This is a genomic window from Paraconexibacter sp. AEG42_29 (assembly GCF_040581415.1).
Taxonomy (GTDB): Bacteria; Actinomycetota; Thermoleophilia; order Solirubrobacterales; family Solirubrobacteraceae; genus Paraconexibacter.
In genome coordinates, this window is the sequence record NZ_CP114014.1 from 3,865,572 (window position 1) to 3,878,240 (window position 12,669).

A 12,669-nucleotide genomic window follows, 5' to 3' on the forward strand; every position below is an offset into this window, starting at 1 on the left:
GGTGGACCAGGATTCAGCCGCCACCCTCCTCGACGTCGGCCAGCGGCCTCACGGCGGGCCCCTCCAGGACGGTGCCGTCGACGGCGAACCGGGAGCCATGGCACGGGCAGTCCCAGCTCTGCTCGTCGGGGTTGAAGCGGACCTCGCAGCCGATGTGGGTGCAGGTCGCCGAGCGGCGGTGCAGGACCCCGTCGGTGTCCCGGGCGACGGCGACCGCGCGCCCGCCGATCCGCTCCACGCGGCCCTCGCCGCGGCCCAGCGGCGCGTCGGGGGTTCCCCCGCGGACCAGCGTGTGCAGCCGGTCCCCGATGAGGTGCCGCTGCACGATGGCGTTGTTCTTGACGAGGTCGACGGCGCTCGCGCGGACGGTCGGGCGCCACGGCCGCAGGATCTGCGTCGCAGGGGCGTCCTCGCCGGCGATCGCCGCGTCGAGCGCAGCTGCGGCGCCCGTGCCGGCCGCCAGGCCCCACTTCGCGAACCCCGTCGCCGTCCACAGCCGCCTGGTCACCGGGGTGTAGGCGCCGATGAGCGGCAGCCCGTCCACGGGGACCAGGTCCTGCGAGGACCAGCGGTAGGCCGCCGGCCCCCGGGCGCCGAGGTGCTCGCGGCCCCAATCGGCGAGCCGCTCGAAGCGACCGGCCGCGGTCGAGCGGCCCGCCGGGTGTCCCTCGCCGCCGACCACCGCGTAGGAGTCGTCGCCATCGGTGAACCCGATCACCGAACGCTGCGGGTCGTCGTCGCAATAGGTCATCTGCGTCGGCTCCGCGTCGACCGGGACGGCGACCGCGTACGAGCGGACGGCCTCCTGCAGGGCGAAGTGGGCGCCGCGGTCGAAGATCGGGGCGTGCGTGGCCACGACCACGTGCTCCGCCTCGACGTGGCTGCCGTCCTCGAGCGCGAGCCGGTGCGCGCCGTCCCCGCGCCGCAGGGCTACGACCGGCGTCCCGGTGACGATCACCGCGCCGTGGCGGCGCGCCTCCGCGGCGAGACCGGCGAGGTAGCGGACGGGGTGCAGCTTGCCCTGGTCGACCAGGACGAGGCCGGCGGCGAACCCGTCGCCGACGTCGACCCCGGGCGCCGGCCTGACGGGAACGCCGAGGCCCCGCAGCGTCTCGCCCTCGTCCTCGATCCTGCCGGTGCTCGCGGAGTCGCGCACGTAGATCACGGCGTCGCGGGTCTCCCAGGAGCCGGGGATCTCGGCCGCCCAGTCGCGGGCGAGCTCGAAGCCGGCCTGCTGGAGCGCGACGTAGGCCTCCATGCGCTGCCGGTCGTGGGATCCGGCCAGCGAGGCGTAGCGGATCGAGTGCAGCAGGCTGACCTTGCCGGTGGTCGCGCCGGTCACGCCGCCGCCGATCCGGTCGCGCTCGAGCAGGAGGACGCTCCGTCCCCGCTGGGCCTGGAGCAGCGCGACCGTCGTGCCGACGATCCCGCCGCCGATGACGCACGTGTCGAAGCGGGCGCCGTCGGCCGGCCGTGGATCGGACGCGACGGTGGGCCCCGTCTGCCGCCAGAGCGACTCCGCGTCCGTCGTCGTGCCAGTGCTCGAGGTGTGCTCCATCAGGACCACGTACCCCGTAGCCGGCGACGGAACCGCCGCCGGCTACGGGGCGACCGCCCCGCGTCAGCGCCAGCCCGCGAGCAGCTCCTTGATGTGCTCCGTCACCGCCGCCTGCAGCAGCGGGCCGTAGGTGACGCGGCCGACACCGAGCCCGGCCAATCGCTCGAGCGTGTGCTTCGCCGGGTGGGCGGTGATGTTCACCGGGACCGCGATCGCGCCGACCACGGCGGCGATGAGGTCGTCGTCCTCGTGGATCTTCACGGGATAGACGGTGTCCGCGCCCGCGTCCACGAGGGCCTGCAGCCGCGCGATGGCCTCGTCCAGCACGCCCGCCTTGTCGTCCCCCGCGCGACCGAACAGGTCGGTCCGGCCGTTGATGACGATCGGCACCCCCGCGTCGTCGGCCGCGGCGCGCAGGCCGCCGATGTACGCGGCGTGCTCCTCGGTCGTCCGCAGGCGCCCGCCCTCGGAGTGGACCGTGTCCTCGAGGTTCAGGCCGGCGCCACCGACGTCGATGAGGCCGGCGATCAGGTCGGCCGGCTCCTGGCCGTACCCGGCCTCGAGATCGACCGAGATCGGCACGTCGACAGCGGCGATGATCGGGCGGACGGCTTCGAGGACCTCCGCGAACGTCTGGCCCTCCCCGTCCTCCGCCCCGCGGGACTCCGCCAGCGGGTGGCTGCCGATCGTCAGCGCGGTGAATCCGGCGCCCGCGGCGGTCCGGGCCGACCACGCGTCCCACACCGTGGGGAGGACGAGCGGACCGGACCCGCCGTGGAGGTCCTTGAGGGTCTGTGCTGCCTGCTGTACGCGTTCGTTGCTCATGCGAGCGACTGTAGTCGCCGTCGCCCTGCCGGACTACGGGACGAGTGCGCGGCCCACGACGTCCCGCAGCACCGCGCGGCGCCGCTCGTGGTCGGCGGCGGAGTCCTGCGGCGACGCCGTGAACGTGGCGCTGACCGGCGACCACGTGCCGGCCAGCGCGATGATCAGCGCGTAGACCTCGTCGGGCCGGATGCCGCCGACGATCCGGCCCGCGGCCTGGGCCCGCGCGATCGCCGCGAGCTTCGGGTCGGCGAGGCCGGCGTGGGCGCTCAGCAGGTCGCCCACGGGGACGCGCTCGAGCCGGCTCCAGCTCGCGAGCCGGACGAGCTCGGGGTCGGTCAGGTAGGAGTCGTAGAGCGCGACGGCGTACCCGGGCAGATCGAGCGGCGTGAACGGGACGACGTCGACGATGCGGTGCAGGTGCTGGGCGAAGACCGCGTCGAAGAGCCCGTCCTTGGAGCCGAACCAGCCGTACATCTGCGCCTTGTTGACGCCGGCGGAGGCGGCGATCCGGTCCACCCGCGCGCCCGCGATGCCGTACGCGGCGAACTCGGCCGTCGCGGCGTCAAGGAGCTGCTGCTTGCTGCGCTGACCGTCTCGCACGTCGTCCAGCCTAAAGGTGGCGGGTCGTGGACCCGCGTTCCGGGGGGCCTGGTGGACGGCCCCCGGGGTTGCTCGATGTGCCACCACGCGCCACATGCGCACGTGGTGGCACATCCAGCGCGGCGCGTAGGGCGGCAGGCCCCGCGCCCGGAACCGTTGTGAGCGCCACCTGAACCCCCGCGTCGGATACCCCCCAGGGGTTTGCTAGCCTCGTCACCATGACTGCCCAGCGCACCTACACCGTCGTCGGCATGACCTGCGCGCACTGCGTGGCGAGCGTGCAGGAGGAGGTCGGGGCGGTTGCCGGAGTCGACGACGTGCAGGTCGACCTCGGCACCGGCCGTGTCGCCGTCAGCGGGGACGCCGACCCCGCCGCCGTCGTGGCGGCGGTCCAGGAGGCCGGCTACCGGGTCGCGGACGGATGAGCGCCCCGGCGCGCCTGGCGCTTTTCGGCGTGCTGCTGCTGGCCGTGTTCGGCGGCGCGGCCGTCGCCGGCGGGGCGATCGACCCGGACGGCTCCCGCGACGGCACGGCCCCTCACGCGGCCGCGCACGACGGGGCCGCAGAGCGGGAAGCGACGACGGACACCGGCCACGGTGGCGCGCACGGCGCGACCAGCGGGGCCGACGACGACGGCGGCGCGCACACATCGTCCGACGACGACGGCAACGGCGTTCTGCCCGGGCTCGCGACGAGCCAGGACGGCTACACCCTGCGGCTCGGCCGTACCGCCGTCGCCCGCCCCGGGCGCAGCCGCCTGAGCTTCCGGATCCTCGCGGCGGACGGCCGTGCGGTCACGCGGTTCGACCTCGCCCACGCGCGCCGCCTGCACCTGATCATCGCGCGCCGCGACCTCAGCAGCTTCGTCCACCTGCATCCGGCGATGGCCGCCGACGGCACCTGGACCGCGACCGCCGACCTTCCCCGCGGCGGCACCTACCGGCTGTTCGCCGACTTCACGATCGCCGGGACGCAGCGCACCCTGGGCGCCGACGTGCAGGTCCCCGGCCGCTTCGCTCCGCAGCCGCTCGCGCGCCCGTCGACCGTCAGCGTCAGCGACCACGGGCTGACCGTCCGGCGGCGCACCGGGGCCGACGGCGTCGTCGCGTTCGACGTCCTGCGGCGAGGCGCTCTCGCCAACGCCGAACTGCAGGAGTACCTCGGCGCGAAGGGCCACCTGGTGACGCTTCGCGCCGGCGACCTGGCCTACCTCCACACGCATCCGGAGAGCGACCGCCTGGCGTTCGGCGTCGACCTCCCGGCCGGGGCCACGTACCGCTCCTGGGTGCAGTTCCGGGTGGACGGCGTCGTCCACACCGCCGCCTTCACCGAGGTGGTCGCGCCGTGACCGCCCAGCTGGACCTGCCGATCGTCGGCATGACCTGCGCCTCGTGCGCGAACCGGATCGAGCGCCGCCTGAACAAGCTCGACGGCGTCACCGCGTCCGTCAACTACGCCACCGAGAAGGCGGCCGTCACCTACGAGGACGGAGCCGTCACCGCGGAGGACCTGCTGGACGCCGTGCGTGCGGCCGGGTACGACGCGGCGCTGCCGGCGGCCGTCGGGCCGGATGGCGACACGGTCCCGGCCGCAGCCACCGATCCGACCGCCGCGCTCCGCGTCCGGCTGATCCTGAGCGCCGCCCTCTCGCTGCCGGTGCTGCTGCTGTCGATGGTGCCGGCGCTGCAGTTCGACAACTGGCAGTGGCTCGCGTGGAACCTCGCCACCCCCGTCGTCCTCTACTGCGCGTGGCCGCTGCACCGGGCGGCGTGGGCGAACCTGCGGCACGCGACGGCCACCATGGACACGCTGATCAGCATCGGGACGCTCAGCGCCTGGGCCTGGTCGGTCGTCGCCCTCTTCCTCGGCGACGCGGGCATCACCGGCATGAAGATGGGCTTCGACCTGGTGCCCGACCGCACGGCGGACCTCGACCACGTCTACTTCGAGGTCGCGTCGGTCGTCATCACGTCGATCCTCGCCGGCCGCTTCTTCGAGGCGCGGGCCAAGCAGCGTGCCGGTTCCGCCCTGACCGCCCTGCTCGAGCTCGGCGCCAAGGACGTCGCGATGCTGGCGGCCGACGGCAGCGAGCGCCGCGTCCCGCTGGACCGCCTGCGGGTGGGCGACCGCTTCGTCGTGCGTCCGGGTGAGAAGGTCGCGACCGACGGAACCGTCGTCGAGGGCGTCTCCGCCGTCGACCAGTCCCTGCTCACCGGCGAGTCGGTCCCGGTCGAGAAGCAGCCCGGCGACGAGGTCGTCGGCGCGACGGTGAACGTGGGCGGCCGGCTCGTCGTCGAGGCCACGCGGCTCGGGGCGGACACCGCCCTGGCGCAGATCGCGCGGCTGGTCACCGACGCACAGACCGGCAAGGCACCCGTGCAGCGGCTGGCCGACCGCGTGTCCGGCGTGTTCGTGCCTGCGGTGCTGATCGTGGCGGTCGCGACGCTCGGCTTCTGGACCGGCGCCGGCGAGGGCGCCGCGTTCGCGTTCACCGCCGCGGTCGCGGTGCTGATCATCGCCTGCCCCTGCGCCCTCGGCCTCGCGACGCCGACCGCCCTGCTGGTCGGGACGGGCCGCGGAGCGCAGCTGGGGCTGCTAATCAAGGGGCCCGCGGTCCTCGAGTCCACCCGCCGGGTCGACACGGTCGTGCTCGACAAGACGGGCACGGTGACCTCGGGCGTGATGGCGCTGGTGGACATCCAGACGGCCGACGGAACGACGCGGCCGGACGTCCTGCGGCTGGTCGGCGCGCTCGAGAACGCGTCCGAGCACCCGGTCGCCCGCGCGATCGCGGGCGCGGCCGGGGCCGAGCTCGGCGGGCTGCTGCCGGCGGTCGCGGGGTTCCGCAGCCACGACGGCCTGGGGGTCGAGGGCGACGTCGACGGGCGTGCGGTCATCGCCGGCCGGGCCGCTCTGCTCGCGGACCGGGGCATCGTGCTCGACGGACCGCTCGCGGCCGCCCACGACGCCGCGCAGGCCGCGGGCCGGACCGCGATCGTCGCGGCCTGGGACGGGCGCCTGCAGGCCGTCGTCGTCGTCGCCGACACCCCGAAGGACAGCTCCGCGGAGGCCATCCGCCGGCTGAAGGCGCTCGGCCTCACCCCCGTCCTGCTGACCGGCGACAACCGCGCCACCGCGGAGGCCGTCGCCCGCCAGGTGGGGATCGACGAGGTCATCGCCGGGGTCCTGCCCGCCGGCAAGGCGCAGGTCGTCGCGGACCTGCAGGCCCGCGGCCGGGTGGTGGCCATGGTCGGCGACGGCGTCAACGATGCGCCGGCGCTGGCCCAGGCCGACCTCGGGCTGGCGATCGGCACGGGCACCGACGTCGCGATCCAGGCGTCCGACATCACCCTGGTCAGCGGCGACCTGCGCGGCGCTGCTGACGCGATCCGCCTCGCCCGCCGGACGCTCGCGACGATCAGGACGAACCTGTTCTGGGCCTTCGCGTACAACGTGGTGCTGATCCCGATCGCGGCGGCCGGCTACCTCAATCCGGTGCTCGCGGGGGCCGCAATGGCGGCGAGCAGCGTCCTCGTGGTGACGAACTCGCTGCGCCTGCGGCGGTTCGCCGTCCGCCGCGACGGCGTGTGAGAAGCTGCCGCCGATGCCGCCACGCCCCGCCCGCGCGGATGACCTGCTCGCAGTCCAGACCGTCGTGATGCGGGCGTTCGCCGGCTACGTCCCCCGGCTGCTCCAGCGCCCGGCGCCGATGAGCTTCGACTACGACGCGTACCGGCGCGCCGAGCAGATCCACGTCGTGGAGGGCGAGCCGGACGTGCACCCGTTGCGCGGCATCATCGTGCTCGTGCCGCACCCCGGTCACCTGGCGGTCGACGTGCTCGCGGTCGATCCCTCCGTCCAGGGCCAGGGGGTCGGACGCGCGCTGATGGCGTTCGCGGAGGACCACGCCCGCGCGCTGGAGCTCGGCGAGCTGCAGCTGTACACGAACGCGAAGATGACCGAGAACCTCGACTTCTACCCGCGGCTCGGGTACCTGGAGTCCGGCCGGGAGACCGTCAAGCGCTTCGAGCGCGTGCGCTTCCGCAAGCTTCTCGCGTGAAGGGCGCCTGCGTTAGGTTCAGCAGGTGTCCAGCGAGACGACTGCCCTGAAGTGCTTCATGCACATCCCCAGGTCCGGGGGATCGACCTTCTACGCCGCGCTCGCGGCGGCCTCGCCACCGGACACCGTCGCACCGGCGACGCACGACCGCACGGTCTTCGGGTCCTTCGACCGCTTCGCCGACCTCGGCGCGCCGCTGGCGGACCACGTCATCACGACCAGCGCCGGCTTCGAGGATCTGGAAGGCCGGTACGCGGTCGTGGGCGGCCACCTGTCCCTGGCCACGCTGCGGACGCTGGTCGGCCCGGAGTCCGTGGCGACCGTCCTGCGGGAGCCGGGCAGCCGGCTGCTGTCGCTCTACGCAGGGCTCCGCAGCGAGCCCGGGCTGCACGAGCTGGTCGACCCCTACCCGGTGGTCGCCACGGCCGAGCAGCCGCTGCACGAGTTCCTCGCCAGCACCCGTGCCGCCGCGCTGACCGACAACCAGGTCGCGCGCTTCGTGCTTGCCGGTGACGCCCGGTTGCCGGTGGACGGCTTCATGTCGCGCGACGACGCCGAGGCCGTCGCCGCCGACGCGATCGCCCGGCTGGAGGAGTTCGGCTGCGTCACGATCCTGGAGCTCGGCAGCGAGGCGTGGAACGGCCTGGAGCACTTCTTCGGCGTGACCCTGACGCCGCAGGACGCGGCCGCCCCGGACGGGCCACGCGACGGCAGCGTGCCGTTTCCGCCGCTCACCGCCGAGGCGCTCGCGCTGCTCGACGACCGCTGCGCCGCGGACGCACTGATCTACGACCACTTCCTGCTGCAGCGCTGCGACGACGAGGACGAGGCCCGGCGCATCTCCGAGATGGCGCTCGTCACCCAGCTGATCACGTTCGGCGACCGCGGCGGGCGGTCCGCCTCGCGCGCACAGGGGCAGGACGCGACCATCAGCGAGCTCGAGGCCTCGCGCGCCGCGGCCGAGGCGCGTACCGCGGAGCTGAGCGGCGCCGCCGATGCGGTCCGCGCCGAGCTCGGCGACGCCGGGGACGCACTGCGGGACGAGCGCGACGAAGCGCGGCAGCAGCTGACGCAGGCGCAGGAGCGCACGGCCGCGGCCGAGGAGCGCGTCGCGGCCGCCGAGGAGCGCGCGGCCACGGCCGAGGGGCAGGCCGCGGGCGCCGGGAAGCCCGATCCGCGCGTCGCGGAGCTCGAGGCGCAGCTCGCAGCGGCTCAGGCCGAGGCAGCGGACGCCGGCGACGTCCGTCAGCAGCTGGCCGACACCGAGGCGCGCCTGGCCGCGGCGGACGCGCAGGCCGCGTCGGCCGCCGACGCGGAGCAGCGCCTGGCCGACGTCCAGGCGCAGCTGGCAGCGGCGAGCAGCAGCCAGGAGCGGGTCGCCGAGCTCGAGAAGCAACTCGCCGCAGCCGGCAGCAGCCAGGAACGGGTCGCCGAGCTCGAGAAGCAACTCGCCGCAGCCGGCAGCAGCCAGGAGCGCGTGGCGAAGCTCGAAGAGCAGCTGGCGGCAGCAGGGCAGCGGGAGGACCTGGTCGCCGACCTCGAGCGCCGCAACGCCGAGCTCAAGCGGCAGCTGGAGGAGCAGGCCGGCCGCGAGGCGGACGTCCGGGCCGAGCTCTCCGAGGTCCGCGGGTCGGCGAGCTGGCAGCTGACCGCACCGGTCCGTGCGGCCGGCGACCGACTCGGCTCGTTCCTGCGCCGCTGAAGCGGCTCCCCGCACCGTCTGACGTCCAATTTTGGTCGCGGGAACGACCAGAACTGGTCGTCAGACCGCGCGTCGACCGGACGGCGATCAGGTGATCAGCATTCCGCCGTCGACGGGGAGCAGGACGCCGGTGATGTAGGACGAGGCGTCGCTCGCGAGGAAGACGACCGTCGCCGCGAGCTCCGGTGCCTCCCCCACCCGGCCCATCGGGATGCGCGCCTTCATCATGTCGAGGTACCCGTCCGCGTAGGCGTCGGTCATCTCGGACTGGAAGAAGCCCGGGGCGATGGCGTTCACGCGGATCCCCTTGCGGCCGCTCCACTGCTGGGCCAGGTCCCGTGTCAGGCCGATGATCGCGGCCTTGCTCGACGCGTAGGCGGCCTGCGGCAGGCCCGCGGTCGTCGAGCCCAGGACGCTGCCGATGTTGATGATGCTGCTGCCCGGTCCCATGACGCGCCCACACGCCTGCGCCATCCAGTAGGACCCGTTGAGGTTGATGTCGATGACGCGGCGGAACTCGTCGGGGGTCTCGCGCGTCGCGGGGACGGCGGTGCCGATGCCCGCGTTGTTGACGAGGATCGTGACGCCGCCGAGGGTCGCGACGGTCTCCTCGACGACACGCGTGCAGTCCTCCGGCACGGCGACGTCGGCGGCGACGACGAGGCAACGCCGGCCGAGCGCCTCGACCTTGGCCTGCGTGTCGCGGAGCTTCTCGACGCGGCGCGCGCAGATCGCGACGTCGGCGCCGGCGCGGGCCAGCGCGACGGCGAACTCGACGCCGAGGCCGGAGGAGGCGCCGGTGACGACGGCGACCTTCCCGTCGAGGCGGAACGGCTGGTCTGCGGTCATCGGCGGATCATGCCGCACGCCGGGCTACGGTGACGGCATGGGCGAGATGAAGGACCGGATGCTGCGCGGCGAGCTCTACATCGCCGAGGACGCCGACCTCGAGGCCGACTTCGCCCGGGCGCAGGACCTCGTGGCGCGCTACAACGCGACCGCACACGTCGAGCAGGACGTACGCGACGCCCTGCTCGTCGAGCTGCTCGGGGACGTCGGCGCAGGCGTGGTCGTCCGGCCGCCGCTGCGCTGCGAGTACGGCAGCCGCGTGACCATCGGCGCGGGGACATTCGTGAACTACGACCTGGTGATGCTCGACGTCGCGCCGATAACGATCGGCGCTGCCTGCCAGCTGGCGACGCGCGTGCAGCTGCTGACGGCGACCCACCCGGTCGACCCGGGCCCGCGCCGCACCGGCTGGGAGTCCGCGGCGCCGATCGTGCTCGGTGACAACGTCTGGCTCGGCGGCGGCGTCATTGTCTGCCCGGGCGTCACCATCGGGGACGACACGGTGGTCGGCGCGGGCGCGGTGGTGACGCGCGACCTGCCGGCGGGCGTGGTCGCGGCCGGCGTCCCGGCGCGGGTCATCCGCGCGATCGGGGACGGCGACCGCATCACGGTTCCGGACCGGCCCTGAGGTCGAGCCCGCGGCACGCCGATCGCGCCCGTCAGAGCTCGATCGGGAACGAGTGGTGCTCGTGGGCGACCACCCAGCGTCCGTCGTCCCGGCGCAGGCCGAGCGTCAGGCGCAGGCGGTTCACCGGCCGCGCGGCGAGGTCCTCGCGCGTCCCGCAGCGGAGCAGGGCGTGGGCGTACGCGACGTCGCCGCCCGCGACCACGTCGAGCGACTCGATGTCGAACGACGCGCCCTGGGCCTGCCATGCGAAGAACGGGGGCCAGGTGGCCTCGTAGGCCTCGAGGCCGCGCACGCCCGCGTACGGCGGCGGGACGTCGAACATGACGATGTCCGGGGCATGGTCGGCCAGCACCGCGTCGAGGTCGCCGGCATGGACCGCGGCGGCCCAGCGCTCGATCAGGGTCCGGATCTGCTGCTCGTCGTCGGGCACGGTGGGTCTCCTCGCGTCGGTGGTCGTCGACTACGACCGACCGGCCGACCCGGACTCATCGGACGACGCTCGCCCCGGCGGTGGCTCGTGAGGGGGACCGTGTGCGGCTCCCCGCCCGCTCGACGGGCCGGCTACCGGGCAGCGCTGAGCTGCACCGTCCGCGCGCGCGTCGCCTGGCCCGACGCGTGAAGCTCGAGGCGCACGCTGCGCCGGCTCGCGCGACGCAGCCGGGCCTCGGCAGCGGAGCTGACACGCACGATCACCGGGCGGGTCCCGCCCGAGGGCACGTCGAAGGACTTGGTCGCGAGTACCGCGCCACGCGTGCTCATCCGCAGCCGGAGCTTGCCGGTGCATGCGGCGCGCCCGGCCGGGCAGGCGACCGACACGCGGACCGCCCGGCGGCTGCCGGCGACGGCCAGGACCTTGCGAATGGCCGGCCCGGCGACTGCCCCCGCCGTCGGCGCCGGCTCACCCGGTGACGGCGCGGCGACCGCGCCTTCGACGGCGCTGCGCCCGAGGCTCGTCGTGCAGCTGCCGCCCTTCGTCCCGGCGCGCTGTCCCTGCTGCACGCCGAAGTCCTGGACCCAGTAGCGGCCCGAGTTCACGCCGATGCCGATGTCGGAGAAGGCGCCGAGGATGTTCTTGCAGTGCCCGCTGCTGCCGAGCCACGCCTCGACGACCTCGAAAGGCGTGCGCTGGCCCTGGGCGATGTTCTCCCCGACGGTGCTCCAGTCGTAGCCACGGGCCGTCACGCGATCGCCGAGCCCGGGGCCCAGGACGCCCTGGTGCGCGAAGTAGCTCTTCGCGCGCATGTCGTCGGCGTGGGCCTGCGCGGCCGTCTGGAGGCGCGACTCGGACGCGAGCGGGGTCAGGCCGCGGGCGGTGCGCGCCTCGTTGACCAGGCAGACGACGGCTGCGCGCAGCTCGGTCGCGGAGCCGGTCGCGGCCGGTGTCGCCTCACCCGCGCAGGCGGCCGACGCGGTGGTGGGCGCGGCGCATGCGAACGCAGCGGCGGTTCCGAGGGCGATCGTGCAGCGGCGGAGCGTCATCCGGCCTGTATCGGCCCGTCCGCCCCGCGGGCTTGAGCGCGCGCCCAGCGCCGCGGCGCCACACGACCGGGCGTCAGGCGGGTGCTACCCGGATCCGCCGAGCAGCGTTGCCGACGCAAAGAGCCCGGCACCGAGCAGGACCATGGTCGCCCGGCGCAGGCGGACCGGGGTCAGCCACGACCAGCGCCGGGTGGCCAGCCACGAGCGGGCGCCGGTGGCTCCGGCGCCGGCGGTCACGGCGCCCATCATGCACTGCATGCACATCCCTGCATGCTGACACGCGGGGACTGCAAAGGGACCCGGTGCGCTACCCCGGTTCCGGTCGCGGGGTCAGCCCTGGCCGACCTTCGCCCCGGCGTCCTCGCCTGATCCGTCGACCTTCGTCGACTCGGGGCCGACGCCGACGAGCTCCTGCTCGGACTCGATCTCGGGCTTGTTCGTGAAGCGCGGGTAGGCGCGCGAGGCGACGACGCAGAAGCCGATGAAGATGGCGAGGGCGATGAAGAAGATGAGCAGCGGGGGCATGTGGATCCTCCAAGGTGGGTCCCGAACGGCGACGCCGGTCGGTCCCTTCAGCTGTGCCCGGGGCACGTGCCCCGCAACCGCCGCCGGTGCGAACGCAGGTCAGGTGGCGCCGTGCCGCTCGGCGCCCGGGCGCTCGCCGTCACGCGACGCAGGCCCGACCCGAGTCGTGAACGTCAGCGGGCCCGTCGTCGGTCGTCAGCACGACACCGGACAGGCCCGATCTGCCGCGCGTGTGCGGTCAGCCGAGCATGCTGGGACCGCGCGCGCCGTCAGGGTCCTCTTTCTGATCGGCCCCGACGCCCTGGGCCTCCTGCTCGACGGCGACCTCGGTCCGCTCGTCGATCTTCGGTGTGAGTCGGGTCAGGAGGATGAGCACCGGTATGCCGACGACGACGACGATCCCGAGGATGGTGACGAGGGTCATGCAGAGGGCCTACCGC

At 74.4% G+C, this 12,669-nt stretch carries 15 protein-coding genes; 6 read left to right on the plus strand and 9 right to left on the minus strand.

Going from position 1 to position 12,669, the window contains the following annotated elements:
* Positions 1–13 precede the first annotated feature (13 nt).
* The 3 genes from DSM112329_RS18820 to DSM112329_RS18830 all read right to left on the minus strand — a co-directional run bounded on the left by DSM112329_RS18820 (position 14) and on the right by DSM112329_RS18830 (position 2,986).
* Positions 14–1,558: an FAD-dependent oxidoreductase gene (locus DSM112329_RS18820; protein ID WP_354698093.1), complete on the minus strand. Its 1,545-nt coding sequence runs from the start codon at positions 1,556–1,558 to the stop codon at positions 14–16.
* 63 nt (positions 1,559–1,621) lie between these two features.
* Positions 1,622–2,383, minus strand: coding sequence for an isocitrate lyase/phosphoenolpyruvate mutase family protein (locus tag DSM112329_RS18825; RefSeq protein WP_354698094.1), 762 nt, complete (start codon positions 2,381–2,383; stop codon positions 1,622–1,624).
* A gap of 33 nt (positions 2,384–2,416) precedes the next feature.
* The gene (locus DSM112329_RS18830) at positions 2,417–2,986 is read right to left on the minus strand and encodes a TetR family transcriptional regulator (protein WP_354698095.1); all 570 of its coding nucleotides are present in this window, start codon (positions 2,984–2,986) and stop codon (positions 2,417–2,419) included.
* A gap of 218 nt (positions 2,987–3,204) precedes the next feature.
* Here DSM112329_RS18830 and DSM112329_RS18835 point away from each other — a divergent pair, with 218 nt between their 5' ends.
* The 5 genes from DSM112329_RS18835 to DSM112329_RS18855 are packed head-to-tail and all read left to right on the plus strand — an operon-like array spanning position 3,205 to position 8,748.
* Complete coding sequence (locus tag DSM112329_RS18835; RefSeq protein ID WP_354698096.1) at positions 3,205–3,411, plus strand: cation transporter; 207 nt, start codon at positions 3,205–3,207, stop codon at positions 3,409–3,411.
* Positions 3,408–4,334, plus strand: a complete 927-nt coding sequence (locus tag DSM112329_RS18840) for a hypothetical protein (protein WP_354698097.1) — start codon at positions 3,408–3,410, stop codon at positions 4,332–4,334. Before DSM112329_RS18835 ends, DSM112329_RS18840 begins: the two co-directional genes overlap by 4 nt.
* A 29-nt stretch (positions 4,335–4,363) precedes the next feature.
* Positions 4,364–6,577 (plus strand): heavy metal translocating P-type ATPase, encoded by a 2,214-nt coding sequence (locus DSM112329_RS18845; protein WP_354702499.1) that lies wholly within the window; start codon positions 4,364–4,366, stop codon positions 6,575–6,577.
* 13 nt (positions 6,578–6,590) lie between these two features.
* A complete protein-coding gene (locus DSM112329_RS18850) occupies positions 6,591–7,046 on the plus strand; it encodes a GNAT family N-acetyltransferase (RefSeq protein WP_354698098.1) in 456 nt (151 codons plus the stop codon).
* A gap of 25 nt (positions 7,047–7,071) precedes the next feature.
* A complete protein-coding gene (locus DSM112329_RS18855) occupies positions 7,072–8,748 on the plus strand; it encodes a hypothetical protein (RefSeq protein ID WP_354698099.1) in 1,677 nt (558 codons plus the stop codon).
* 87 nt (positions 8,749–8,835) lie between these two features.
* On the opposite strand, the gene DSM112329_RS18860 is transcribed toward DSM112329_RS18855, so the two are convergent.
* Complete coding sequence (locus DSM112329_RS18860) at positions 8,836–9,597, minus strand: SDR family oxidoreductase (RefSeq protein WP_354698100.1); 762 nt, start codon at positions 9,595–9,597, stop codon at positions 8,836–8,838.
* Between the two features lie 37 nt (positions 9,598–9,634).
* On the opposite strand from DSM112329_RS18860, the gene DSM112329_RS18865 reads away from it, so the two are divergent.
* A complete protein-coding gene (locus tag DSM112329_RS18865) occupies positions 9,635–10,225 on the plus strand; it encodes a sugar O-acetyltransferase (RefSeq protein WP_354698101.1) in 591 nt (196 codons plus the stop codon).
* Positions 10,226–10,256: 31 nt separating this feature from the next.
* Here DSM112329_RS18865 and DSM112329_RS18870 read toward each other — a convergent pair whose 3' ends face one another.
* From DSM112329_RS18870 to DSM112329_RS18890, 5 genes are all read right to left on the minus strand, one after another.
* Positions 10,257–10,655: an SgcJ/EcaC family oxidoreductase gene (locus DSM112329_RS18870; protein ID WP_354698102.1), complete on the minus strand. Its 399-nt coding sequence runs from the start codon at positions 10,653–10,655 to the stop codon at positions 10,257–10,259.
* Positions 10,656–10,786: 131 nt separating this feature from the next.
* Positions 10,787–11,704 carry a CAP domain-containing protein gene (locus DSM112329_RS18875; protein WP_354698103.1) on the minus strand — a complete coding sequence of 306 codons (918 nt, stop codon included), beginning with the start codon at positions 11,702–11,704 and terminating at the stop codon, positions 10,787–10,789.
* 84 nt (positions 11,705–11,788) lie between these two features.
* Positions 11,789–11,968: a hypothetical protein gene (locus DSM112329_RS18880; protein ID WP_354698104.1), complete on the minus strand. Its 180-nt coding sequence runs from the start codon at positions 11,966–11,968 to the stop codon at positions 11,789–11,791.
* A 66-nt stretch (positions 11,969–12,034) separates the two neighbouring features.
* Positions 12,035–12,229 carry a hypothetical protein gene (locus DSM112329_RS18885; RefSeq protein ID WP_354698105.1) on the minus strand — a complete coding sequence of 65 codons (195 nt, stop codon included), beginning with the start codon at positions 12,227–12,229 and terminating at the stop codon, positions 12,035–12,037.
* 238 nt (positions 12,230–12,467) lie between these two features.
* Positions 12,468–12,653: a hypothetical protein gene (locus tag DSM112329_RS18890; RefSeq protein WP_354698106.1), complete on the minus strand. Its 186-nt coding sequence runs from the start codon at positions 12,651–12,653 to the stop codon at positions 12,468–12,470.
* Positions 12,654–12,669 lie beyond the last annotated feature (16 nt).

What these genes read in the sequence shown, in the direction of transcription:
- DSM112329_RS18865 (WP_354698101.1), top strand. Translation starts at nt 9,635, where the DNA reads ATGGGCGAGATGAAGGACCGGATGCTGCGCGGCGAGCTCTACATCGCC.
- DSM112329_RS18835 (WP_354698096.1), top strand. Translation starts at nt 3,205, where the DNA reads ATGACTGCCCAGCGCACCTACACCGTCGTCGGCATGACCTGCGCGCAC.
- DSM112329_RS18890 (WP_354698106.1), bottom strand. Translation starts at nt 12,653, where the DNA reads ATGACCCTCGTCACCATCCTCGGGATCGTCGTCGTCGTCGGCATACCG.
- DSM112329_RS18860 (WP_354698100.1), bottom strand. Translation starts at nt 9,597, where the DNA reads ATGACCGCAGACCAGCCGTTCCGCCTCGACGGGAAGGTCGCCGTCGTC.
- DSM112329_RS18875 (WP_354698103.1), bottom strand. Translation starts at nt 11,704, where the DNA reads ATGACGCTCCGCCGCTGCACGATCGCCCTCGGAACCGCCGCTGCGTTC.
- DSM112329_RS18840 (WP_354698097.1), top strand. Translation starts at nt 3,408, where the DNA reads ATGAGCGCCCCGGCGCGCCTGGCGCTTTTCGGCGTGCTGCTGCTGGCC.
- DSM112329_RS18845 (WP_354702499.1), top strand. Translation starts at nt 4,364, where the DNA reads ATGACCTGCGCCTCGTGCGCGAACCGGATCGAGCGCCGCCTGAACAAG.
- DSM112329_RS18885 (WP_354698105.1), bottom strand. Translation starts at nt 12,229, where the DNA reads ATGCCCCCGCTGCTCATCTTCTTCATCGCCCTCGCCATCTTCATCGGC.
- DSM112329_RS18825 (WP_354698094.1), bottom strand. Translation starts at nt 2,383, where the DNA reads ATGAGCAACGAACGCGTACAGCAGGCAGCACAGACCCTCAAGGACCTC.
- DSM112329_RS18820 (WP_354698093.1), bottom strand. Translation starts at nt 1,558, where the DNA reads ATGGAGCACACCTCGAGCACTGGCACGACGACGGACGCGGAGTCGCTC.
- DSM112329_RS18880 (WP_354698104.1), bottom strand. Translation starts at nt 11,968, where the DNA reads ATGTGCATGCAGTGCATGATGGGCGCCGTGACCGCCGGCGCCGGAGCC.
- DSM112329_RS18850 (WP_354698098.1), top strand. Translation starts at nt 6,591, where the DNA reads ATGCCGCCACGCCCCGCCCGCGCGGATGACCTGCTCGCAGTCCAGACC.